Genomic DNA, 24,153 nt, shown 5'->3' with positions numbered 1-24,153 from the left:
ACTGTAGAGTGCCAGTCAGGGACCGACAGCGGAGGAAACGTGCCTACCTACTCTTATGCGTGCACCGAGTGTGACAACCGGTTCGACATCGTCCAGAAGTTCACGGACGACTCGTTGACGGTCTGCCCCGCGTGCTCCGGCAAGCTTCGCAAACTGTTCAACACCGTGGGCATCGTCTTCAAGGGCAGCGGCTTCTACCGCAACGACAGCCGAGGCAGCTCCAGCAGCAGCGAGTCGGGCTCCTCCGACTCCGGCAGCTCCTCGGACAGCACGAGCTCGAGCGAGAAGAAGAGCGACACGAAGTCCGACTCGACCTCGACCTCGACCACCTCGAGTGAGAAGAAGTCGAGCAGCACCTCCACCCCCGCCGCCGCAAGCTGATCGTCCGACCCGGGGATCGCTGAGCCGCTGTCCCCGGGCACCGTCGATCCTGGCCGCGTCCTGCGTCGCCCGCGTTCTACGGTCGCGTCATGTCTCCCACGGTCGATCACCCGCTGACTGCGCGCCTGTTCGACCGCATCCCGCCTCTACCACCGCGTCTGCGGTCACCTGCCGCTCGACGCATCCTCGCCGCTGCTCTCGTCGGGCTCGCCGTCGTCTCGACCTATCGAACCGATCCGTCGCGGACCGAGGTCCCGGTCGTCGTGACCGCCACGGACGTCGCTCCCGGCACCTCACTCACGGCCGCCGACGTCACGCTGACCCGCGTCGACTCGTCCCTGCTCGCGGACGGAACGCTGCGGTCGGTGGACGACGCGGTGGGACGGACTGTCGCCGGACCCGTCCGATCCGGCGAGGCGCTCACCGATGTCCGACTGCTGGGGCCTCGGCTGGCGTCCGCCACCCTGCCGTCCGGTGACGCCCGCATCGTGCCGATCCGCCTCGCCGATCCCGAGCTGGCGCAACTGCTTCGAGCCGGCGACGTGGTCGACGTCGTGCGTGCGGCGCCGGACGACACGTCCTCGTCCGGGGTGATCGCCGAAAGCGCCACCGTGGTGATGGTCTCCGCCCCGGGCTCCGGCGTGTCGCGACGCGACCAGCTCGTCCTGGTCGCCCTGCGCGCGGACGACGCGTCGGCCGTCGCCGCTGCGTCGCTCTCCGATGCACTGACGGTGCTGCTGCGGTGACCGTCCGAGGCTTCGCCCGCGCCCACGAGACGGTCTGGTCGGTTACTCTCGTCGTGGCTCAATCCATGATCGACGAAAGTAGGGGCGGATCGCATGTTGAAGGGCTTCAAGGACTTCCTGCTGCGCGGGAACGTGGTCGACCTCGCGGTCGCGGTGGTCATCGGTGCGGCCTTCACGGCCATCGTCACCGCATTCACCACCAACATCGTGAACCCGTTGATCTCGTCCATCGGGGCGAGCAATGAGCTGGGCTGGGGTTTCTTGATCCGCTCCGGCAACGACGCGACATTCGTGAACATCGGGGCCGTCATCACCGCGGTGATCAACTTCGTCATCATCGCGGCGGTCGTCTACTTCGTGCTCATCCTCCCGGTGAACACCGCGAAGAACCGCTTCGCGACGAAGAAGGAGAAGGCCCTGAGCGATCAGGACATCCTGATCCAGATCCGGGACCTGTTGGCGGAGGGCCGGTCCGACGGCGTCAAGACCACCTCGGACGGCATCACCGGAAACACGAAGCCGGACACCACCACGTAGTCACCCGCAGACACGACGAAGGGCTCGTCCCCACCGCACGGTGGGGACGAGCCCTTCGTCGTCTGTTCGGACGAGCGGGATCAGTTGAACTTGACCAAGGGGAACTCGTCCAGAGTGATCGCGGTGCCGGCCGCGGAGCAGGCATCGACCACTGCCGTCGAGTTGTCGACGAACGCCTGACCGGACGAGCTGTCCGGCTCGGTGAGTTCGAGGGAATCGGCGGGTAGCGCGCCGATGAGGGTGCTGAGCGAGGACTCGACGTCACCGGTGGCGGTGTCCGCGAGCGGCTGGAACTTCTGCATCTCGGCGGTCTTCGCGTCGGTCCAGGTCTGGACGTCCGTGTCGGCCGGGCCGGCCTTGACGAGGGCGGTGAACTGGTCGTACGTGGTCTCGAAATCGGCGCAGGCGGTGGCGTTCTCGGACGAGTCGTCGGACGTCCCGGAATCCCCGCTGCTGCAGGCGGACAGGCCAACCAGGGCCGTGAGGGCGAAAGCTGCAGTCATCACACGAGTCGCGGTACCGGAGTTCATGCCGACCATTCAACAGGATGCGTGGACGTCGGAACGCAGTGGGGCGGTGCACCTTCGGATGCTCGTGACATGCCACCGACCGTTGTCGCACGCCATTGTCACGCCTCACGAACATGACGAAGCCCCACCCGGATGACCCGGATGGGGCTTCGTCTGTGTTCAGATCTGCTGTGGCAGCGGACTACCGATCAGCAGGCAACTGATACTGGCTGGGCCAGGATCAGTTGAAGCGCCACGGCTTGCCGTAGGTGACTGCGGTGTCGCCATTGCTGGAGACGACCTTCACGTACGGGCGAACCGAGACGTTGCCGGCGATGTTGGTCGCGGTGCCGTGCACGTTCGAGATCTGGATCTCGGTGCGCGCGCCCGAAGCCGAGCCGGTGCCGACCTCGACGTCCTCGATGCCGGGGCCCGGCTCGAGGGTGACCGTGGTGCCGACCTGCGGGAGGATGTCGGATACGGTGCCGCCGCCATCGAAGTCGAGCTCGAGCTGCGGGGTGCTGTAGCTGAAGGTCAGCTCTCCACCCAGCGAAGCCGGGTAGCCGAACTGGTAGCCGAGGGTGATGTCGCCCTCGAAGTCGTCGGCGTCGGGGCCGGTGACCTCGACGATGGCGCGACCGTTGTGGAACCACTCACGGGTGAGGGGGCTTCCGTCGAGCGGGAAGACGCTGTTGATGAAGGTGTCGGCCTGCGAGACCGTGATGGTGTTGCCACCACCGTCGACGACGGAGTTCGAATCGTCGACTGCTGCAGATGCCGAGCCGCCACCGACGACCAGGCCGACGACTGCGGCACTGGCGACCACTGCGGTACGCATGGACTTGAGCCCCCGGCTGCGCCGCGGCTTCTGAATTACGGTCATGTACTTCCTCATCATGTTCGTCCCGCGGCGTGTTCGCCTCGGGTGCGCTGTCGGGCTCTGACGTCCTCCCGAGCGGTTCGCTTGCGAGCGAACCGTATCAGGCGGCGACTGCAAGCTCATGGCTTACGCGTCGGGCAGTGCAGGAACACAAGTTGGACGCGTCCTCGTATCGATTCAGCATCCACCGTTGAACCTGAGCGAAACCTTAGAGGGTGATTCGGACCGTGACAATCCCTACGTGCGCGGCGTTGCGTCCGAAAACCGCCGTCCACGTTTCGTGCGTGTGAACGTGCGTCACAAGCGTTTTGGCCGCACGACGCGCCGCAGCTCCAATGGCACCAAACGTCGTCGGACTGTGCTAACCGGGTGCCCGGGTGCCCGTGACGTGGGCGTTATTCGACTCGACCCCGAGCGGAACCACTGCTCGACGGGGGTTGCCAGTCACACCAGTCACATCTACCCTGCGGTAACTCTCGGGGAGGTCGTCCGAATTCAGACGAATTCGCGGTTAACAGACAGGCAACACCAGGTTCGCACTGTGGTAACTCCCAGTGATGTGGATCACACAAAACTATTCGTAATGCGGAGGCCTCTGGCTCCTCAACCACTCCTCCGAGCCCGAGGACGAATCACCTCGATGTGGTTCGCCCGACGTTCCGTCGTCTCGAGTCGACTCGGGAAGAACATCGCCGAACACACGAGCGAGCCGGGCCCGTCGTGCACGGGCCCGGCTCGCAGTGTCCTCGGAGTCCGGATCGACAGGTGTTGCGTCGCCGGCTCGAGGGTCGTTCTTCTGGGGGTCGTCAGCCGTCAAGGCTGGACAACTCACCGATGACATGGGCGGCGAGGGGCGTCAGCGTCGCCATTCCGTCGCGGACGGCCGCGCGGCTCCCGGCCAAGTTGACCACCAGCGTGCTGCCGGACACTCCGGCGAGCCCGCGGGACAGGCCGGCGTCGAGCGACCCCGCCGCCAGTCCGGAGGAGCGGAGCGCCTCACTGATGCCGAGGAGTTCACGGTCGAGCACCTCGGCCGTCGCGTCCGGGGTGACGTCGCGTGGCGACGTGCCGGTGCCGCCGACGGAGACCACCAGGTCGACGCCGCCGATGACCGCGGTGTTCAGTGCGTTGCGCACGTCCACCTCGTCGTTGCTGACCACGACGACACCGTCGACGAGGAAGCCCGCCTCGGTCAGCAGTTCGTTGACCAGAGGTCCGGTCGAGTCGGCATCTCCGTGAGCCGTGCGGTCGTCGACGATCACGACGAGCGCACGTCCGGCCACGGCTGCATCCATAGTCATGTCGCTCACCGTAATGCCCGGGCCCGACGGAGACTCGATGTGCCCGACGATGGGAGTGAGGTGCCCACGGTCACGGACGATCCGGGGTCGCTTCATCAGTTGCCTCCGCTCGGGGCCGTCCCGAGCGTGACCTGCACGGTCTGCTCGTTGCCACCCTGTGTGTAGGTCACCGAGACCTGGTCGCCGGGGGCGTGGGAGCGGACCGCCGCGATGAGTGCGTCGCCGCTGGCGATGACGCGGTCGTCGACCTTGGTGACCACTGCACCGGTCGGGATGCCCGCCTGCGCGGCCGGCCCACCGTCGGTGACGGCCATGACCGTGGCTCCGTTGGCGTCGTCACGGCTCGGGACGCTGATGCCGATGATCGCCTGCGTCGCCTTGCCGGTCTGCACCAGCTCGTCTGCGATGCGGCGGGCCTGGTCGACGGGGATGGCGAAGCCGAGGCCGATGGACCCGCTCTGCGACTCGGACGAGCTGGCGCCCGCTCCCAACGTCGCGATGGCGCTGTTGACGCCGACCAGCTTGCCGTTCATGTCCACGAGCGCGCCGCCCGAGTTGCCCGGGTTGATGGCCGCGTCGGTCTGGATCGCGTCGATCACCGTGGTCTGGTCCGTCGACTCGCCACTGGTCGCGACCGGGCGGTTGAGCGACGAGATGATGCCGGAGGTCACCGTGCCGGCGAGGCCGAGCGGCGAACCGACGGCCACGACACCCTGACCCACCTGCAGACCGTCCGAGGTGCCGAGCTCGATGGGCGTCAGGTTGCTGCGACCCTGCGCCTTGATCACCGCGATGTCCGAGGACGCGTCCGCACCGACCACCGTCGCCGACGACGTGGATCCGTCGTTGAAGGAGACGGTCAGCTGGGCGTTCGCACCCGCGCCGGACACGACATGGTTGTTCGTCAGGATGAGGCCGTCGGAGGAGAGGATCACGCCGGACCCCTCGCCCTCGGCGGTGCGGCCCGCCACCTGGATCTGGACCACGCTGGGGAGCACCTTGCCGGCCACGGCCTGCACCGAACCGTCGGGGGCGTTGGCGGCCGGGTTCGCCTGCGTGACGGGCTGATTGAGGGCGTTGGTCACGCCACCGTTGCCGCCGTCCGCGGCGATGGCGCCGACCGCGCCGCCGACTCCACCGCTCACCAGGGCCAGCGCGATGGCGCCTGCGACGAGGGCTGTACGCCCCGGCTTCCGCGACGTGGTCGCCGGCGCCGTCCCGCCGTAGTACTGCGGCTGCTGGTACGGGTTCTGCTGGTAGGGGTTCTGTCCCTGCTGATGAGGCTGCTGATACGGGTTGTGGGGCTGCTGGTGCTGACCCGCCTGGTGTTGACCGGACTGTCGACCGTCCCACCCGGTGTACTGGGGCTGCGTCTGTCCCCCGTACGCGGGCTGCTGCGCGGTGGGCTCCGATGCGCCGTCCCGGCCGTCGCGGCCGGTGTCACCAGTGGTGCGGTCCTCGTTCATGCGTTTCGCTCCATCTCCATGACCGGCTCGCACCGGTCACCTCACGTCGTCCTGATCGACGATGCTCCGCCGGACTGAGAGGGCGCTGAGATCATCGTGTCAGTGGCCTGTGGGTCCTGCGATCCTGTTCCCAGCAGATCCTGCGGACCGGCGGATTCCCCCGGGAGAACGATTCGAATCAGGGTGCCGCCGGTGACCGAGTCCTCGACCGCGATGGTTCCGCCGTGCTTGAGCACCACCTGGCGCACGATCGCCAGACCCAGTCCCGATCCGGGCATCGACCGCGACGCGGTGGACCGGTAGAAGCGTTCGAACACCAGCTCTCGTTCCTCGGGCGCGATACCCGGACCCGCGTCGGACACGGTGAGTTCGAGCAGGCCGTCGGGCCGGGCGATCATCGCCACGTGCACGGTGGCGCCCGACGGACTCCACTTGGCCGCGTTGTCGAGCACGTTGAGGACGGCGCGGGACAGACCTGCCTGGTCGCCGTACAGGATCCACGGTGTGGTCATCGAGTCGAAGTCGATCTCGTTGCGACGCCTGCGAACTCGCTCCAGGCTGCGTTCGACGACATCCGCCATGTCGACACGTTCGAAGACGTTCTCCGGGGCGTCCTCACGTGCCAGGTCGACCAGATCGCCGACGAGCGTGGACAGTTCCTCGATCTGCGCCACCACGTCGAGACGCAGCTCCGCCATGTCCTGCTCCGGGATGCGCGGCGCACCCGGCCGACTCGACGCGATCAGCAGTTCCATGTTGGTGCGCAACGACGTCAGCGGGGTCCGCAGTTCGTGACCCGCGTCCGCCACGAGTCGACTCTGCCGCGCCCGCGACTCGGCGAGCGCCCGCAGCATCGTGTTGAAACTGTCGGTGAGGCGGGCGAGTTCGTCGTTACCCGTCACCGGAATGGGCGTCAGGTCGTCGGTTCGGGCGACACGCTCGGCCGCCGCCGTCAGCCGTCCGATGGGTCGCAGACCGGTGCGTCCCACCGCCGTGCCGGCCACCGCCGCGAGGACGACGCCACAGCCGCCCACGACGAACAGCACCCAGGCCAGTCGATCCAGGACCTGGCCGGTGGGCGCGAGCCGCTGTGCGATCACCAGCGTGCTTCCGGTCTGCGTGCGCTCCGCGAGAACGCGAGCTCCCGAGGTGGTGCGCAGCGACGAGGTCGACTGTCCCAGCGCGACGTCCATCTCGGGGTCACCGATGGGCACGATCGAACCCGGCGGGATGTACTTCGTCAGGTCCGGAAAGATCAGCGCGACACTGACATCGGTGCTGTAGAGCGTGGCGCCCGCGACGTACCGGGGATCGAAGGCGACGAGGTTGGTCTCGATCAGCGCACTCGCCCGGGTACGCAGCTGATTGTCGACGTCGCCGTACAGCGCGCGGGACACCACCGCGTACGCGGCGATCGCCATGACGGCGACCGCGATGGCCACCACGGACGCCGCGAGCAGCGTGACACGCCACCGCAGGGACACCGAGCGGGTGAGGGGCATCGGAGGACGCATGAGTCCGTCCTGTGCCGCGCGCCCCTTGTCGGTCCCGGCCTCGCCCCGCCGGCGGCCGAAGGGAGCAACCATCACGGAGGCGTTTCCCGCAGCACGTAACCCACACCGCGGACGGTGTGGATGAGACGAGTCTCGCCGTCGGCCTCGGTCTTGCGCCGCAGATACCCGACGTACACCTCGAGGGCGTTGCCCGACGTCGGGAAGTCGTAGCCCCACACCTCCTCGAGGATGCGGCTCCGGCTGAGCACCCGTCGGGGGTTGGCGAGCAGCATCTCGAGCAACGAGAACTCGGTGCGGGTCAGGCTGATGGGCCGTTCGCCCCGTCGCACCTCGCGCGTGACGGGGTCGAGTGACAGATCGGCGAACGTCATGGCCTCGCTGTCCGGACCCAGTTCCCCACCGGTGCGTCGCAACAGTGCGCGCAGCCGTGCCAGCAGCTCCTCGAGCGCGAACGGTTTGGGCAGGTAGTCGTCCGCCCCGGCATCGAGACCCGCCACCCGCTCGGACACGGAGTCACGAGCCGTCAGGACCAGGATCGGCAGGTCGTCTCCGGTGCTGCGCAGGCGACGGCACACCTCGAGCCCGTCGAGCCGGGGCATCATGACGTCGAGGACCAGCGCGTCCGGTCGCTCGGCCGCGACCTTCTCGAGGGCGTCGAGACCGTCGGTGGCCAGGTCCACGGTGTACCCGTTGAACGTCAGCGACCGTCGCAGCGATTCTCGGACGGCACGATCGTCGTCGGTCACCAGTACACGCATGGGAACAGTGTCGCCCCGACGACTGAGACGCTGCTGAGAGGACACAGGGGCGGCCGGTGTCAGCGCCCGAACAGCCGGTCGACGAACGCGATCGCATCGGGCTGCGAGTCACGGAACGTCTGACTGTGGTCGCCCGGGTAGGTCCGGAAGGTCAGCGGTTCGCCGTTGGCCGTCATGGCCGCCGCGAGCGACAGGGCGGACGGTGCCGGCACATCGACGTCCCGCAGACCCTGGCCGATGAAGACGGGACGGTCGTACCCGGAGGTGGGCACACCCATGTAGTCGTTCAGCAGTCCGTACACGTTCGGGATCTGCGCCAACGGCCGCGAGAACATGTCGCCCAGTCGCAACCCGGACACCGCATCGTGGAACGGGTTCGCGCACTGCGTCTCGGCGGTGTCCACCCACTGCCGGCCGAGCGGAGTCAGGTACGAGTTCAGATCGATCTCCGGATGGGCGGCCCGCAACCCCGCCAGGATGTAGAAGACGTACGACGTCAGACCGTCCGGAATCGCGACGGGCGGGACTCCGGGCCCGAGCGGAAGCAGAACGAGTTCGATGTTGGCGGGCACGCCGGTCCCGACGGCGCCGAGGTAGTCCAGGCCGTCGCCGCCGTACTCGGTGGCGTACCGCGCGGTGGTCACCGCGGCGCCGCCGCCCTGGGACTGGCCGATCGCGACCCAGCGATTCGACAGCGTCGGCTCCAGTTCCCTTGCAGCAGCGACACTGTCGACGACGCTGTGCGCCTGCACCTTGCCGTCCAGGTACGGCATCACTCCGGGGGTACCGAGTCCCACGTAGTCCGTGGCGACGATCGCGTAGCCGCGGTTCAGCCACGTCTGGAGGTACGGGAAGTCGCGGTCCGGCAACGTGGGGCCGACGACCGACGGAGCGCAGTCGTCGCCGAGCCCGGACGTGCCGTGGGCCCACGCGATGACAGGCCAGCCACCTTCGGGCGCCTCGCCGGGCGGCAGATAGACGCCACCGGTACTCAGGGCCGGCTCGTTCTGCGAGCCCACCGACCAGTAGGTGATGCGCCGGGCGTCGACACTTCCCGGAATCGGGGCCGGTGACGCTGTCGATCCGACGAGAGTGCCCGGATCACGGTCCTGCGCCTGCGCCACACCCGTGAGGGTCAGCGCGACGGACGTCGTGGCGGTCAGGGTCACCAAGGCGCGCAGCAGGCGGCGGGAGCGGTTCGGCACGGCGTCACCGTACCGCTCCGGCACCGGGTTCCGGACTAGAACATACGTTCGATCACGGCTACGCTCTTCAGTCATGGACGAGGTGGGTGCGACGCAGAGTTCGGTGAACGACAAGGTGCTCGAGCTGCGCGCGGTCGCGGACGAGCTCCGGGCGCTCGACGACCACCGAGTGGCCCTCGGCGACAAGCTGGTGGACCTCGAACACTGGTTCCGACGGGTGGGGTGCCTGGAGTTGTCCGACCACGCGCTCGACGTCTTCGTCTCCCGGTACGTGGGCCGGGTCTTCGAGCTGGCGGACGGCCTACGCGAGTAGCCGTGACCTCGCGTCACACTCAGTTGTGACCGTCGTCGCCCCGATCGGCACCACGTGGGGTGCCCCTCATTCCGGTGGAAACCACCTCGCAGCGGGCAATCATGGAGCACGGCGGGACACGCTCCCGCCGGGGCCGGTCAGGGGAACCGACCTCAGCACGATCGGAGGAAACACATGATGATCACACTGACACTCGTCGGCGCGGCAGCACTCGCGGTCGCACTGTTGTCCGGCGGACGCGACCTGGACTTCCGGGGACGCCAGATGTCGCACAGCTACCGTTCGCGCTGACACCGACGCACATCGACGACTGCCCACCGTTCACCTGTGAACGGTGGGCAGTTCTCTGTCCGTATTCGGTGACATCTACTATCGAACATATGTTCTAATCCATGTAATCTGAGGTCATGGAATCGGGGGATCCACGGTCGGCCTGGCAGGTGCAGATGGGCCGACGTGTCGGCGCGCTGCCTGCTGTGGCCGCACCTGTCGACGATCCCCGCGTGTGCGCGCTACTCGCCCAGCTCGGCTCCGCGGTCGAGGGCATCGCCATGCTCGACGCGTCGACGCTCACCAGCGAGGACCGACTGGCGCTGGTCTGCGGGGCCGAGAACACCCGGCGCCTGCTCACCGGCGCGTCACACACCTGGCTCAACGGCCTGGTGGCCGGCTCGGGATTCGACTCAGTGCTCGGTGCGATCGGCGCGAGCGGTGTTCCGCACGCACTGGCGCACATGCTGCGCATCACCACGGCTGCCGCGGCATCCCGCCTTGCCGTGGCACGCGATCTCGGCACCGGAACGACCATGACGGGTGAGACGCTCGATCCGCCGTTGACCCACACGGCCGCGGCAGCGCGGGACGGCGCGCTGGCCGACGCACACGTCTCGATCATCCGCTCGTTCCTGAAGAAGCTCCCTCACGCCGTCGATGCCGAGACGCGCGACGCCGCCGAGCAGACTCTCGCCGACCTTGCGCGCACGGTCGGACCGGAGGAGCTCACGGCCATCGCGACGCGCCTCACCGAATACCTCGATCCCGACGGAGCGGAGCCCGACGATCGCGACCGCGCCAGGAAGCGCTTCTTCGAGATCGACCCCCAGGGTCCCGATTCGATGTCGACCGGCCGCTTCTGCGTCGACCCGGTGCTGCGCGCCCTGCTCGACGCGTTCCTCGCCAAGTTCGCGGCACCCGGAACGAACAACTCCGAAAGCACTCCCTCAGCAGTCGATCTCGACGACCCGCCCCCGAAGGATGACACGACCCCCACTGACGCTGTCCCGTCCGGCGACGCAGGACAACCGGCCGACAGCGCGGAAGGGTCGGACGACCGCGAGGCCGAGTGGGACCACCGCACCCCCGGCCAGCGCAATCACGATGCACTGACCTACCTCCTGAAGGACGTGCTGGCCTCGGGTCGACACGGACAGCATCGTGGTCTGCCCCTGTCCGTGGTCGTGTCGGTGTCACTCGACAGCTCACCGCCGCAGCGGGTCTCGGGCTCACCGCCACCGGATCCACAATGCCCGTGGCAGACGTGGTGCGCATGGCGGCCGAGGCGCACCACTACCTCCGCGTCTTCGACGGGGCCACCGGCAGCACGCTGCACTTCGCCCGAGCCCGCCGGTGCGCGAGCACCGACCAGCGGCTCGCCCTGTTCGCCCGCGACCGCGGCTGCACCGGGCCGGAATGCTCGGCCCCCGCGTCACGGTGCGAGGCCCACCATGTCGACGACTGGGCGGCGGGCGGCCTGACCGACATCGACGACCTCGCGCTGGCGTGCGACGTCCACCATCCGCTCGTCGGCGAACGTGCCGGCCAGTGGGCCACCAGCACCGCTCCCCCGAGTCATCCGTACCCGGGAACAGTGCTGTGGCATCCGCCTGCCGTCATCGACGAGGGTCGGCGCGGCATCCCGAACCACCTGAACTTCCCGGAACGGCACCTCGCGCCGCCCCCGGACGACTGATCGAATCCGAGACGGTGAGCCGAGGGCGACCTCAGGTTCGACACTGCGCCGGCCTGGCACCGTCAGCCGGAATGTTCCGCCGTGAATTCCGTGATCTCGGCGAGCGCAGGCTTGGGCGAGAAATCGCGGCGCACCATTCCGAAATTCTGCTCCGTGTCGGACTCGTCGCTGCCCGAGTCACGCATGCTGTAGACGTACGCGGGCCCGAGCCAGGAATTGCCGAGAAGGGCATTGAGCATGATGCCGATGGACTCGGCCTGCCCCTCCTCGCTCATGGCATTCGCGTTCGTTCCCGTGGGGGCGCCCATCTCGGTGATCCAGATCTGCTTGCCGCCGTCACCCTCGGCGCTCATGACATCGTGCATCGACCACATCGCCATCGCCGTGTTCCACGGCGCCGTCGACAGATCGTTCGGAAGGAACGGCCACGTGTACGGGTGGACGTTGAAGGCATCGAAATAACGATTCGCTCCGAGGGTGTAGAGCGACGAGAGGAAAGCGGTCGGCGAGATGTTGGTGCCGTTGTTCACCGCGGGCGCCATACCGCCGGCGAGCACCAGCGCCTCCGGTTGCACCTTCTTGATGGCGCGGTACGTCGCGCGCAGCATCAGCGCGTACACCGTCGGGTCGGGCAGCGGCGTGAAGTAGGTGGTGATGTTCGGCTCGTTCCACACCTCCCACAACACGATTCGGTCGCGGTACCGCTCCGCGGCGAGTGCCGCGAAAGCCCCGAACGCGTCCGGACTCGCCGGCCGGGCGTAGGGCTGATCCCGAGCCGTCGCCACACGCGCCCAGGCAGGTGCGTAGGTCACGATGGCGTACGGGCACATACCCCGAGCGACGATGGCGTCGACCACTCTGTCCGTCGACGACCAGTCGCGCCGACCGGGCTGCGGCTCCACCACCGACCAGTCGATGTCGATGCGGACCGAGAACATGCCCGCATTCCTCGCGATGTCGAGTTCGCGTCCGAGGTCCTCGTCCGACAGGAATCCGAAGGAGCCGCCGGGTGATCCGCCCACCCGGACACCGTCGGACTCCGCGACGCACCGCGGTACCTCGCCCGACGGAGCGCCGGATGCCGGTGTCGGCACACCGACGAGAACGAGAAGGACAGCGGCACCAGACACGCTGCATCGCCGAAGAAACCCGGCACCGGCTCCGCGCCGAGTCGGCCTCGAACGCGAAACAGACCGATCGGTGAGCACCGGCCCAGGCTAACAGCGGCGGCCGCGCGGGGCGTACCAGCGAAAACGGACACCGGCGAGGCTCCGGATGCGATGATTCTCCACATCGCTCGATCCCGTACAAGCCTGCATTAGTATCGGCGAAATGACGACGGGAAACGACGGCTTCGACGCCCGCCTCAACGAGGTTCTGGAACAGCAGGCCGCGAGGGTGGGCGAGACGGTGCCCGCCTATGTTCGGCGCGCCGTCGTGACACGCCTGGTGAAAGAACTCGCCGAGGCGGACGACACCGATCTGGGCCATCTGCTCAAGCGCCTCGAGGCGACGGCCGATCCCGTGCCCGACACGCCCGCGTCCACACCGCCGGCGGTATCCGACATGCCCGCGATCGTCACCGATCCCGATCGCGTGCGCGCCGTCGAGGCCACCGGGCTGCTCGACACCCCGTCCGAACCGGCCTACGACCGCATCGTGGCCATGGCCGCAGACGCGTTGTCCACGCCGGGTGCCTCGATCTCCTTGATCGACAAGGACCGCCAGTTCATCAAGAGCGCTGTCGGTTTCGGGCCGGAGGAAGAACGGCCTCGGGAGATTCCCCTCGAGGCCGGAATGTGCCGCCACACGGTGGCCCTGGGTGAACCACTGCTGGTCGAGGACGCTCGCCTCGACGAGAAGTTCATGAACCACCCCGGCGTGCTGGACAAGACCTTCATCTCCTACCTCGGCATCCCGTTGGTGGACGACGGCGGTCACGCGGTGGGCACGCTGTGCGTCTGGGACGCCGAGCCACGTCAGTGGACGACGGGGCACGTACAGGTACTCAAGGACATCGCGTGGATGGTTCGCGAGCGAATTTTCGAGTGAGCGAACCATTCCGGGCGTGATCTACATTTTCGCCTCGTTAGTCTGTCCATCGGTCGCTTTTCCGTAATGGCGCCGTGACCATTCTGAGAAGACAACTCCAAAGAATGGTCTAGTGTTGACCTCGGTCGGTCAACCACTAGGTCCGTACGGAGTGAATCCTGTGTCCGAAACACTGGAATCGCGAGATACGTTGCTACGCAACGCCCCTGCCACGAGGGTGTCCAATGAACGTGGAATAGCGGACCGTCTTCGCGTCGATCCCGCACACACGATGGTCACCATCGCGGCAGACGCGACGGCAGCGATCGTGGCTGTTGCCGTGGCGAGGTTCTGGCCGGGAACGGGCGGCATCGACTACGGCTGGGTGCCGTGGTTGTTCGTGCCGCTGGTTCTGCTCATCCTGGCGTCCCGCTCGCTCTACCGACGCGGACTCCGCCGGAACTTCCTCGACGAGATCGGTCCCGTCGAGACGTCCGTCGCGCTCGCCACTCTGTTGGTGCTGACGATCTTGCTGGTCATCGGCACGGAGTACCGGCCCGGCCTCTTCATGGTCCGGGTGTGGATCGCCGCGGCGATCCTGGTGGCGGTGGCGCGGTTCCTGCGCACCGCGATCCAGCGGTACCTGCGGGTGAACCACAAGTCGGCGGCTCCGACGCTCATCATCGGCGGCGGTCCGATCGCCCACCAGCTGGCGTCGCGCATGCACCAGTTCCCCGAGTACGGCCTCGACCCCGTGGGCGTGCTCGACAAGGCACACGCGGTCGATCCGCAGCCGGACACTCCCGAGGCACTGACCGTCCCCTACATGGGCACACCGTCGCAGCTCGCGCAGGCCATCGAGCAGACCGGTGCCGAGGAGCTCGTCATCGGGTTCTCGGACGTTCCGACCGAGAGTCTGGTCAAGGCCATCCGCACCGCCCACTCGAACGGCATGCGAGTGTGGTTGGTACCGCGCTTGTTCGATACCGTCGGCGTGCGGACCCGCGTCGAGCATCTCGGCGGGTTGCCCCTGATGGTGCTGCCGCACACCGACCCCAAGGGCTGGCAGTTCGTCGTCAAGGGCGTCATGGACCGCACCCTGGCCGGACTGGGCGTGCTGGTCCTCTCCCCCGTCTTCCTGGTGCTCGCGCTGCTGGTCAAGACGAGCTCCCCCGGACCCATCTTCTTCTCCCAGGAGCGCATCGGCCGTGACGGAAAACCGTTCGGCTGCCTGAAGTTCCGGTCGATGCGTCCGCCGCGTGCCTCGGACGCCGAGTTCACTCGCGTCGAGGGCGCCGCTCCGGGCGGCGTCGAGGGCGTGGATCGCCGGACCCGTATCGGCAAGATCATGCGCCAGACGTCGCTCGACGAGCTGCCCCAGCTCCTCAACGTCGTTCGCGGCGACATGAGCCTCGTGGGTCCCCGGCCGGAGCGCCCCGCATACGTGGATCTGTTCGAGATGCAGATCCGCCGCTACGGTGAGCGCCACCGGGTGAAGGCCGGTGTCACCGGGTGGGCGCAGGTGCACGGACTGCGCGGACAGACGTCCATCGCCGACCGAGCCGAGTGGGACAACTACTACATCGAGAACTGGTCGCTGTCCCTCGACATCAAGATCCTCTTCCTCACCATCGCCGCGGTCCTGAAGAAGGCGGAAGACTGACCGTGTCGGCGGTCCCGTCATGCTGATCGTCCTCGAGGGTCTTGCCGCGGTCGTCGTGCTGGTCGTCGCGTTCCTGGTGGCACGCGCGGTCTTTCATCGACCGCAGCTCGGGGTGCTGCTGCTGGCCGCGTTCGTCCCGCTGAACGGTCTCCTCGCCATCCTTCCGCTGCCCGGCTTCGTCGCCGGCTGGAAGGAGGGCCTGGTGATCTTCACGCTCGGCAGCGCCTGGATCCGGCGCAGTCGAGCGCTGGGCCCGCGTCGTCCGACACTGCTGATGCCCTGGTGGCCGGCCGCAGCCCTGTTCGTGGTGTTCGGGACCGCGTCGGCACTGCTGTCGTTCGGGATCATCGGCTTCGTCGGCATCAAGGTGACGTTCTTCTACCTGCTGCTGGTGGCGATCCTGTGGCTCGCGCCGTTCGACGCCCGCGACCGGGACCACCTCGTCAGCATCCTCATGGGCATGGGCGCGTTCACGTCCCTGGTCGGCATCGCTCAGTTGCTCGCGGGACCGGCGGCGCTCGTGGCGATCGGGTACGAGTACGGCACCCAGGTCCGGACGTCGGGCGGGCTGCTCCGCACGTTCAGCACGTTCAACCTGCCCTTCCCGTTCGGGCTCTACGTGATGCTGTCGCTGCTCGTCGGCGGAGCCGTGGCGCTCGCGAACCCCATGCGCCGGCGCAACCTGCTGTTCCTGTGCGCGAGCCCGTTCATGGTGGTCGCCATGTCGAGTGCCATCGTGCGAGCGGCGCTGCTCGGACTCGCGGTCGGGCTGATCTACATGACCATCATCCGGTTCCGCGCACTCGGCGGGCTGCTCGTGATCATGGCGGCGCTCGTCGGCGCAATTCTGCCGTTCGTCCCCAAGATCACGTCGGTCTTCTTCTCGTCGAGCAGCCTGAACGAACGTGGCGGCAGGTGGAACGAGGTCATCGAGAAGGTGCGCACCCACTGGCTCGGCGAGGGGCTCGGGTCGAGTGGTGCGGCAGCGGACCGGATCTCGTCGGCGCAGGGTGAGAACATCACCGGGTCGCTCGGGCTGTCCACCAACTACCAGCCCGACAACTACTACGTGAAGACGGCTCTCGAACTCGGTCCGATCGGACTGTGGGCCGTCCTCGCGCTCCTGGTGACCGCCCTGATCTGGTGCACGCGACTCTCCCGCACCCTCCCCGGTCAGGACGGCGCGCTGACACTCGGTGTCGGCGCCTCCATCGTCGCGGCGATGTTCGCGTCACTGGTGGCCACCTATTTCGAGATCTTCCCTATCGACGTCTATTTCTGGCTCTTGTTAGGAGTTGTGGGATGCGCAGCAGCACAACACGAATCGTTTTCGGGGCCCTCGCCCTCCGTCCCGGCGGCAGCGGCGTCCAGACGTACATCCGTGAGCTCCTGAGGGAGCTGCCCGGCCGTCTCCCCGGAACGGACCTCGCCGCCGTCGTCCAGAAGGACGCGATCGGCGAGCTGCCGACAGGCGTCGACGCGCTCCCCCGGCCGGTGTCCGGCGGTGCCGTCCGCGCGGTGCTCGGTGCGCTCCCGGTCGGGTCGCACGACGTGGTCCACGGGCTCGACGTCGATCTCCCCCTCGTCGGCCGGGGCGCCACCGTCGCCACGGTGCACGACATCTCGGTCATCGACATGCCGTCCGCGTCGAGTCGCTTCCGCGCCGCCGGCGAACAGCGCCTCGTGCGACGGTCGCTGCGCAAGGCCGACCTGCTCATCGCCGTCTCGCAGTTCACCGCCGACCGCATCAAGGCCGTCAGCGGCCGCGACGCCGCGGTCGTCGAACTCGCCCCGGCAGCCTGGGCCGTGCCCCCGGAGGACGGCGCGGTGGAGACGGTGCGCGCGAGGTACGGTCTGCCCGAACGCTTCGTCATGCAGGTGGGCACCGTGGAGCCGCGCAAGAACGTGCAGTTGGTCGCCGACGCCGCGGAGAAGCTGGGCGTGCCCTTCTTCCTGGCGGGCGCGGGGTCCACGGGCCCGGACGCACCCCGCTACGCGAACGGGCTCGGCTACGTCGACGTGGAGGACCTGCCCGCACTGTACGCGGCGGCGACCGTCACCGCGTACGCGTCGCGTTACGAGGGCTTCGGGCTGCCCCCGGTCGAAGCGATGGCGTGCGGCGGCGCCGTGGTCGCGAGCGCGGTGGGCGCCCTGCCCGAGGTGGTCGGCAAGGGCGCCGTGCTGCTCGACAACGAGCGGGTCGACGACTGGGCGGAGGCACTGAGCCCGTTGATGTTCGACGAGACGGCGCGCGCGGACCTGGTGACCGAGGCCCTGCACGCGATGGCCGACCTGACGTGGGCCCGGACCGCCGAGCGCACCGCGGACGCCTATCGGGACGCAGGCCTGCTCTGATGGACGACGACATCACCGTCGAGGGTGCCGTCACCCCCGAACCTGAAACCACTGCACCCGACTATCGCGCGCTCGCCGCCGATCCGAAGGCGGCGGCGCGGGCGACCGCGGCGGTGCTGATCTCCCGCGTGATCGTGGCGGGACTCGGCTGGGTGGGCAGCGTCATCGTGGCCCGCTCGCTGAGCCCCGAGGGGTGGGGTCAGTTCAGCTTCGTCTTCGCGCTGCTCGGACTCATGTCCGTCGTCACCGACCTCGGCGTCGGCCGCGTCGTCCTGGCCCGACTGATGGACGACGACGCCGAGGAGATCGGCCGCACCGCCTCGTCGTTCCTCGCACTGCGCACCGTGCTCGGACTCGTGGGGTACGTGCTCGCCGTCGGCTACGTCGTGGTGCTGCAGTACCCGGGTGAGGTCATCGCGGCGACCGCTCTGGGCGGCCTCGTCGTCGTGTTCGCGACGCCGTCCCACGCACTCTCCGTGCTGTTCCAGGCCCGCCATCGACTGTTGCTGGTCGCGGTCATCGAGAGCCTGGGCCAGGGCCTGCAGCTGGTGCTCACGATCCTCGCCGCCGTCTTCGCGCCGGTGCTGCTGATCTTCGTGCTGCCGGCGGTGCTCAACGAGGCGTTCCGCGCGGTCGGCAAGGGTCTCGCGGTGCGGCGGCGGTCGGTGGGCTTGCGCCCGTCTCGTCACATCGACGTCCACCGGTGGGGTGCCTACCTCCGCGAGGCGATTCCCCTCGCGATCGGCTTCGCGCTGACCATCGCGATGCTGAAGATCGACGTCCTGATGCTGAGCCTTCTCGACACCTTCGACGCGGTCGGCCTGTACTCCATCGGCTACAAGTTCTCCGACATGATGGACACCATCGCGCTGGCCGCCGTGGCGCCGGTGAGCACCCTCCTCGTGGCGGCCTGGCCGAGCGAGACGGCCACGTTCCGCGCCCGATCCCGTTCCGCGGGACTGTACTTCGCGACCTTCGGCGCCGTCGCCGTCGCCGGCTTCTGGCCCTCTGCCGAGCCGCTCATCCGCCTGCTCTACGGCGAGCGCTTCGCTCCCGGTTCCGACGCGGCACGGCTCCTCGTCCTCGGTGCCGCGATCATGTCGCTCATCCTGCTCGGCATCTTCCTGCTCGCCTCCGCGGGGATGCAGCGGCACTACCCGCTCGTCGCGCTGTTCGGCCTCGCTCTCAACATCGGCCTCAACGTCGCGCTCATCCCGAGGTTGTCCTACAACGGATCCGCCATCGCCACCGTCGTCACGTTCGGTGTCACAGTGATCATGCTGTGGGTCGTGATCGAGCGCAGCATGCCCATGTCGGGGCTGCTCGCCGTGTCGCCGATCCTCGTGCTCGCCGCCGTCACGGCCGCGGTGACGGTCGGGGCGACACTGCTCGTCGACGAGGCACCGTCCCTGTGGTTCCTGATCTCGGTCGTCGCGGCGCTCCTGGTCGCCGCGTGCGGGTTCCTCCTGACCAAGCGTGACTCGCGCAGCAACTCTCCTGCCCCGGAGGTCGCCTCGTGACTCCGGATCGCACCACCGTGTTCGTCGCGCACACCGCGAACATCTCGGGTGCCGAGAAGATGCTGCTGTCGCTGGTGTCCGAGGCACTGCGGGGGCCGGGCGGCGTCACCGTCGTCTGTCCCGTCGGGGCGCTGTCCGAGGCGCTGCCCGACGCCGCGGTGCACGTCGCGATCCCCGAGCTGGGCCTGGGCGGAGAGCAGGGAGTCGCCCGCATCGGCGCCGCGGCGAGGATGGCGGCGCGGTGGGTGTCGGCGGCACGGACGCTGCGTGCGGTGACGCGACGGCCGGCGACCCACACCGTCGTCAACTCGCTGTTCGCCCTGCCCGCAGCGCGACTCGCCCGGCCACCGCACGGTGTCGCCTGGCTGGTGCACGATGCGATCGCGGCGGGACGCCAGCGCGCCGTGGCATCGGCGAGTCGAGGCGCCGTCCGCCGCGCGGTCGCGTGCACGTCCGCCGCGGCGGCACCGGTACGCGACCTCGGCATCGAGGTGGAGATCGTGCCCTACGGCGTGCCGTGGCCCGTGGAGGATTTCGCCGCCCCCACGCACTCGCCGCCCGTCGTGGGCATGCTCGCGCTCCTCACTCCGTGGAAGGGGCACCTCGTCCTGCTCGACGCGGTCGCGAAGCTCGACGTGATGGTCGAACTTGCGGGCGGCAGCTTCTCCGGCGATCAGGCGTACGTCGACGAACTGCACACGCGGGCAGCACGTCCCGATCTCGCGGGACGTGTCCGCTTCCTCGGGCACGTCGATCCCGACAGCGCGCTGCGCCGGTGGGACGTCGTGGTGTCGGCCAGCGTTCTCCCCGAGGCGGGGCCCCTGTCCGTCCTCGAGGCCATGTCCCACGGGGTGCCGGTGGTGGCCACCGATCACGGCGGTCCCACCGAGTTCCTCGCTCGCGGGGAGGGCGTGCTGGTCCCGCCGGGTGACGCGGCGGCACTGGCCGACGCTCTGCGAAGGGTGCTCGGCGACGACGCGGCGCGCGCGGACATGGGAGCACGCGCGCGGGACACCGTCGCGACGCGTCACGACATCTCGGTCACCCTCCCCCGACTGTTGACGGAATTGACCGCATGAATGCCACGACAGAAAGAGCCATCAGCCATTCCTCACGCGCCCAGAATGGGTACCGCGTCGGTTTCACGACGGCCCGCGAACCGATCTCCCGAACGGTGACACACGGCAATTCACCTACGCAGGAATGGTCTCCGTCCCTGCGTAGTATCGAATGGGACATGCCGTCGACCGGGCATGACCGCACGCGCACCAGCAACTCGAGGAGATTCGGTTGGCGCCCGTAGACGACCCCGTGCACCGCGGAGACGTACCTCCGCCGATAGATCTCGCCGGGCACATGCGGGAACTGGGACGCGCGTTCCTTCCCGCTCTGATCATCGCGCTGATCGTCGGCGCCGGCGTCTTCGCCCTCCGCGAGTACGGCACCGAGAAGCAGTACGCGGCATCCGTCGTGACGGAGATCCGGGCGACCGGCGAGGTGATCCCCGGCGACGCGTTCATCGAGCAGCTGCGCGCCCCGTTCATCGGGCTGGCCGCGGACAACGACGTGCTCGATCAGGTGCTGTCGCAGGTCGACACCGGCTGGGACGCCGGTGAGCTCGCCTCCCACCTCGAGCTCGCCCCGGGAACGTCGCCGGCGCTGCTCACCTTCACCGTCACCGCGGACTCCCCCGAGCTCGCCCTCGAGGTCGCCCGCACCACGGTGACCACGGTGTCGCAGGCGTCGTCGGCCAACGCCGCCCGCAACGCACAGGGGCAGCTCGAGCAGGTCCAGGCCTCGATTGCCGCCGAGGAGGCGCGCAACTCCCAGCTCATCCCGGGCGACCCCGCCCGCTCCGCGTCGGACCAGTCGCTCGCCGACCTCCGCGACCAGCTGACACAGCTCCAGAGCACGGGCGGCGGGAACCAGCTGGTGGTGCTCGCCGTGCCCGAGCAGAGCACCGCCCCCGTCTCACCGATGCCGGCCTCGGAGGCCTCCGTCGCGGGTCTGGTGGCGTTCATCGTCGCCGCCGAGCTGATCGTGTTGCTGCGCAGTCGACTCGGGCGTCGTCCGCGGCCCGCGTGGGCCCGCCGCGTCGCTCGCAAGTACCAGGCCGACTTCGATCCGAAGGTGACCACGGGCCTGCCGCCCATCGTCGCCGCGACGGTGGCCGCGTCGGACCGGGGCGCGTCGTCGTCCAACGGGAACGGCAGCAACGGCAACGGCACCCGGTCGGCCGGCGCTCGCCACGCCGCTCACGGTCGCATCGAGCAGAACGTGCTGGTACTCGTCGGTGACGACGCCGTGTATCCGGCTCCCACCTCCCTCTCCACGGGCGGGCAGCCCCGCCACCCGGACGCACTCGTCGGGGCCGACCTCACGAGCGAGTGGTGGACCTTCGTCGACGTGCACGACGTCGAGACCGCGGTGGTACTACTGTCGTCCGGTGGACGCGACCGCCGAGCTGCCGAGGGAGTGCTGAAGCAGCTGCGGACGTTCGGCATCCACACTCACCTCGTCGTGCAACCGTCCGGCCGCAAGCGCCGGTCCGATCCCGCCCCGGGTGGACGCACGGCCTCCCAGCGCCCCGAGGAACAGGTCGGACACAATGCCAGACACTGACAAGATCGCGATCGTCCACGAGCGCTTCACCGAGATCGCCGGATCCGAGCACGTCGTCGAACAGCTCGCTCTGCAGTGGCCGGGTGCGCGCGTGTACGCACCCATCGCCCGTCCCGAGGGAACTCCCGCCGGGCTGACCACGCCGCCGAACACCACGTGGCTCAACTCGATCTACAACGGCATCGGTCAGCGGTCCTACGCCCCGGTCCTGCCGCTGATGCCGACGGTGTTCCGTCGTCTGCCGTTGCGCGACGCCGAGGCCGTCGTCGTGAGCCACCACGCCTTCGCGACGCAGGCCGTGCACGCGACCGACGCTCCCGTCATCGCCTACGTGCACAGCCCGGCGCGTTGGGCGTGGGATCCGGAACTGCGGGCGGGTGAGGGCGGCGGCCGCGCAGGTGCCGCGATCCTCACGGCACTGTCGGCCGTCGCACGGCGCTGCGAGACAGGAGCCGCGCCGCGTCTGACCACCGTCGTCGCCAACTCGACCGCCGTAGCGGACCGCATCTCGCGCTGGTGGGGACGAGACGACGCCGTGGTGGTGCACCCACCCGTCGACACCGAGGGTTTCACTCCCGATCCGACGGTGGAGCGTGAGGACTTCTTCCTGCTCGCCGGTCGCCTGGTGCCGTACAAGCGTCCCGACATCGCGATCCGTGCGGCAGCCCTGGCGGACGTACCGCTCATCGTCGCCGGCGACGGCCGCGCGATGGAGCAGTGCCGCGCCCTCGCCGGACCGAAGACGGTGTTCCTCGGCCGCGTCTCGCACGAGAAGCTGCTCGAGCTCCACCGCTCCACGCGTGCACTGCTGATGCCCGGCATCGAGGACTTCGGCATCGTTCCCGTCGAGTCGATGGCCACCGGTACCCCGGTCATCGCGCTCGGTGAGGGTGGTGCCGTCGACTCGGTCATCCACGGCACCACCGGATTGCACGTGCAGCCCGGTACCGACGACGAGATCGTCACCGGTTTCGCCGACGCCATGACGTCGTTCGACCCGGCCCAGTTCGATCGAGCGCAGATCCGCGTCTGGGCGGAAGGCTTCTCGCGAGCCAACTTCCGCTCACGAATGCAGGAGGTGATCGATGCCGCAGTCTGAGTACCCGTCGACCGAACTCGACCGCACCTTCGCGTCCGCGCAGACCCTCGCCGTCGTCGGGCCGACGGCGGGTCTCGACGTCGACGCCGCGCGGGCGATGCTCGCCGCGGCGGAGAACGCGTCCCCCACCTCCCGCATCCGGCTCGATCCCCGCTCGGACAGTCGGAACTGGGCGTACCGCACCGACATCGGCGCCGGCACTGCCGTCACCAGCAGGCCGGATCTGGCCACCGACGACCTCGGTGAGCTGATGGACCGGGTGCGCACCCGCGACGGTGTACGCGCCCCCGTGGAGATCGTGCTGTGCGGTGACTACGCCGTGGTCCACTACTCCCACGGCGTGGGCGACGGTCAGCTCGGTGTACTGCTGGTCGGCGCCGCCGCGAGCGACCCCGGCTTCGCGATCGCACGCAGCATGGCGCCGTCGCTGCCGAGAAGCGCCACGTGGAGTGCTCTGCGGCGGCACTACAGATCCAACCCTCGTGCCCTGCAGGACTTCCGGCGCCTGCGCGCCGTCCACAAACGGCGTGACGCGACGGCCGACGGGGCGCCGACGCGCCGTATCGAGCACTGGGAATCGTCGAAGACCACGCGCGCGGCCTACATGCGTCCCGAGCAGGTGGCGGAACTGCGATCGTGGTCGAAGGCGAACGCGCCGGGCGCCACCGGCGCGTCGGTGTCGGTGGCTCTGCTCGTCGCCGCTCTGCGCTCCGAGGGTGTCCCCCTCGACGAGCACGTCATGATCCTCTTCAACTGCCGCCGGTACCTCGACGAGAAGCACCGCGCGGAACACGGCAACTTCGCGATCGGTATCCCGGTCCGCCTGCCCGTGCTGCCGACGCCGGGTGACGTCGCCGGTGTCATGAAGCAGGTCATCGACTCCGGCTGGCCCATCGCCGTGCTCGGAATGGCCGATGCCCGAGCAACTCTCAAGGGTCACCGGACAGCCCCGGCGCCGGCGCCGAGCGAGGACGTCGTCACGGTGCCCGACCGACCGCGACTCGCGGTGAGCGACCTGGGCACCCTCTCGATCTACGACCATCTTCCCTGGCTCGACGACGGTCGGCCCCGTCAGATGACGGCTTCTCTCGAACCCGACGGCCCGGACGGCATCTCGATCCTCGTCTCGCAGGTCCAGGGCGGACGTTCGTACTCGGCGTCGTTCTGCAGCGGTATGATCGAGACCGAGACGGTCGACCGTGCCCTCGCCCGCGCGTGTGCCGATCCCGTCGGCCTGCTGAGCCGGAACACGGCCGACCTGCGCTCCGACGGGGAGTGACGTGC

The 24,153-nt window shown here is 68.7% G+C and carries 21 protein-coding genes and 1 pseudogene; 14 read left to right on the top strand and 8 right to left on the bottom strand.

Annotation, left to right across the window (positions count from 1 at the left end):
• The first annotated feature begins 39 nt into the window (after positions 1-39).
• The 3 genes from QRN16_RS15605 (at position 40) to mscL (ending at position 1,664) form a co-directional block, all read left to right on the top strand.
• Positions 40-381, top strand: coding sequence for an FmdB family zinc ribbon protein (locus QRN16_RS15605; protein WP_285188074.1), 342 nt, complete (start codon positions 40-42; stop codon positions 379-381).
• Positions 382-470: 89 nt separating this feature from the next.
• Positions 471-1,127: an SAF domain-containing protein gene (locus tag QRN16_RS15600; protein WP_285188073.1), complete on the top strand. Its 657-nt coding sequence runs from the start codon at positions 471-473 to the stop codon at positions 1,125-1,127.
• Positions 1,128-1,220: 93 nt separating this feature from the next.
• Positions 1,221-1,664, top strand: coding sequence for a large-conductance mechanosensitive channel protein MscL (gene mscL / locus QRN16_RS15595; RefSeq protein WP_204866432.1), 444 nt, complete (start codon positions 1,221-1,223; stop codon positions 1,662-1,664).
• Positions 1,665-1,744: 80 nt separating this feature from the next.
• Here the strand turns inward: mscL and QRN16_RS15590 are convergent, their stop codons facing one another.
• The 7 genes from QRN16_RS15590 to QRN16_RS15560 all read right to left on the bottom strand — a co-directional run bounded on the left by QRN16_RS15590 (position 1,745) and on the right by QRN16_RS15560 (position 9,297).
• Complete coding sequence (locus QRN16_RS15590) at positions 1,745-2,167, bottom strand: hypothetical protein (protein WP_285188068.1); 423 nt, start codon at positions 2,165-2,167, stop codon at positions 1,745-1,747.
• A gap of 247 nt (positions 2,168-2,414) precedes the next feature.
• Positions 2,415-3,056, bottom strand: a complete 642-nt coding sequence (locus tag QRN16_RS15585; protein ID WP_285188065.1) for an MspA family porin — start codon at positions 3,054-3,056, stop codon at positions 2,415-2,417.
• Positions 3,057-3,859: 803 nt separating this feature from the next.
• On the bottom strand, positions 3,860-4,354 hold the full coding sequence (locus tag QRN16_RS15580; protein WP_197027709.1) for a MogA/MoaB family molybdenum cofactor biosynthesis protein: 495 nt from the start codon (positions 4,352-4,354) through the stop codon (positions 3,860-3,862).
• A 95-nt stretch (positions 4,355-4,449) separates the two neighbouring features.
• The gene (locus QRN16_RS15575) at positions 4,450-5,820 is read right to left on the bottom strand and encodes a S1C family serine protease (RefSeq protein ID WP_285188062.1); all 1,371 of its coding nucleotides are present in this window, start codon (positions 5,818-5,820) and stop codon (positions 4,450-4,452) included.
• A 41-nt stretch (positions 5,821-5,861) separates the two neighbouring features.
• On the bottom strand, positions 5,862-7,334 hold the full coding sequence (locus QRN16_RS15570) for a HAMP domain-containing sensor histidine kinase (protein ID WP_231476140.1): 1,473 nt from the start codon (positions 7,332-7,334) through the stop codon (positions 5,862-5,864).
• Between the two features lie 71 nt (positions 7,335-7,405).
• Positions 7,406-8,092 (bottom strand): response regulator transcription factor, encoded by a 687-nt coding sequence (locus QRN16_RS15565; protein WP_027504120.1) that lies wholly within the window; start codon positions 8,090-8,092, stop codon positions 7,406-7,408.
• 59 nt (positions 8,093-8,151) lie between these two features.
• A complete protein-coding gene (locus tag QRN16_RS15560) occupies positions 8,152-9,297 on the bottom strand; it encodes a lipase family protein (protein ID WP_502944007.1) in 1,146 nt (381 codons plus the stop codon).
• Positions 9,298-9,370: 73 nt separating this feature from the next.
• On the opposite strand from QRN16_RS15560, the gene QRN16_RS15555 reads away from it, so the two are divergent.
• Together QRN16_RS15555 and QRN16_RS15550 are read left to right on the top strand one after the other, a co-directional pair.
• A complete protein-coding gene (locus QRN16_RS15555) occupies positions 9,371-9,610 on the top strand; it encodes a hypothetical protein (protein ID WP_027504121.1) in 240 nt (79 codons plus the stop codon).
• A gap of 407 nt (positions 9,611-10,017) precedes the next feature.
• Positions 10,018-11,579, top strand: a pseudogene (locus QRN16_RS15550) (HNH endonuclease signature motif containing protein).
• Between the two features lie 62 nt (positions 11,580-11,641).
• On the opposite strand, the gene QRN16_RS15545 reads toward QRN16_RS15550, so the two are convergent.
• Positions 11,642-12,709 (bottom strand): cellulase family glycosylhydrolase, encoded by a 1,068-nt coding sequence (locus tag QRN16_RS15545; RefSeq protein WP_285188049.1) that lies wholly within the window; start codon positions 12,707-12,709, stop codon positions 11,642-11,644.
• Between the two features lie 202 nt (positions 12,710-12,911).
• Here QRN16_RS15545 and QRN16_RS15540 point away from each other — a divergent pair, with 202 nt between their 5' ends.
• The 9 genes from QRN16_RS15540 (at position 12,912) to QRN16_RS15500 (ending at position 24,148) form a co-directional block, all read left to right on the top strand.
• Complete coding sequence (locus QRN16_RS15540) at positions 12,912-13,631, top strand: GAF domain-containing protein (protein WP_285188047.1); 720 nt, start codon at positions 12,912-12,914, stop codon at positions 13,629-13,631.
• A gap of 271 nt (positions 13,632-13,902) precedes the next feature.
• Positions 13,903-15,273 carry a sugar transferase gene (locus QRN16_RS15535; RefSeq protein WP_285188045.1) on the top strand — a complete coding sequence of 457 codons (1,371 nt, stop codon included), beginning with the start codon at positions 13,903-13,905 and terminating at the stop codon, positions 15,271-15,273.
• Positions 15,274-15,292: 19 nt separating this feature from the next.
• A complete protein-coding gene (locus QRN16_RS15530) occupies positions 15,293-16,666 on the top strand; it encodes an O-antigen ligase family protein (RefSeq protein ID WP_285188042.1) in 1,374 nt (457 codons plus the stop codon).
• Positions 16,576-17,628: a glycosyltransferase family 4 protein gene (locus QRN16_RS15525; protein WP_285188040.1), complete on the top strand. Its 1,053-nt coding sequence runs from the start codon at positions 16,576-16,578 to the stop codon at positions 17,626-17,628. The genes QRN16_RS15530 and QRN16_RS15525 overlap by 91 nt, the downstream gene beginning before the upstream one ends.
• The gene (locus tag QRN16_RS15520) at positions 17,628-19,148 is read left to right on the top strand and encodes a flippase (RefSeq protein ID WP_285188037.1); all 1,521 of its coding nucleotides are present in this window, start codon (positions 17,628-17,630) and stop codon (positions 19,146-19,148) included. Before QRN16_RS15525 ends, QRN16_RS15520 begins: the two co-directional genes overlap by 1 nt.
• Entirely contained in the window at positions 19,145-20,227 is a 1,083-nt protein-coding gene (locus tag QRN16_RS15515; protein ID WP_285188035.1) for a glycosyltransferase family 4 protein, read from the top strand. Before QRN16_RS15520 ends, QRN16_RS15515 begins: the two co-directional genes overlap by 4 nt.
• Before the next feature lie 211 nt (positions 20,228-20,438).
• Complete coding sequence (locus QRN16_RS15510; RefSeq protein ID WP_197027710.1) at positions 20,439-21,770, top strand: YveK family protein; 1,332 nt, start codon at positions 20,439-20,441, stop codon at positions 21,768-21,770.
• Entirely contained in the window at positions 21,757-22,869 is a 1,113-nt protein-coding gene (locus QRN16_RS15505) for a glycosyltransferase (RefSeq protein ID WP_285188033.1), read from the top strand. Before QRN16_RS15510 ends, QRN16_RS15505 begins: the two co-directional genes overlap by 14 nt.
• Positions 22,856-24,148: a hypothetical protein gene (locus QRN16_RS15500; protein ID WP_222627678.1), complete on the top strand. Its 1,293-nt coding sequence runs from the start codon at positions 22,856-22,858 to the stop codon at positions 24,146-24,148. The genes QRN16_RS15505 and QRN16_RS15500 overlap by 14 nt, the downstream gene beginning before the upstream one ends.
• Positions 24,149-24,153 lie beyond the last annotated feature (5 nt).

Source organism: Rhodococcus sp. MEB041 (genome assembly GCF_030208955.1).
GTDB lineage: Bacteria > Actinomycetota > Actinomycetes > Mycobacteriales > Mycobacteriaceae > Rhodococcoides.
This window is presented reverse-complemented; position numbering and strand designations above follow the sequence as displayed.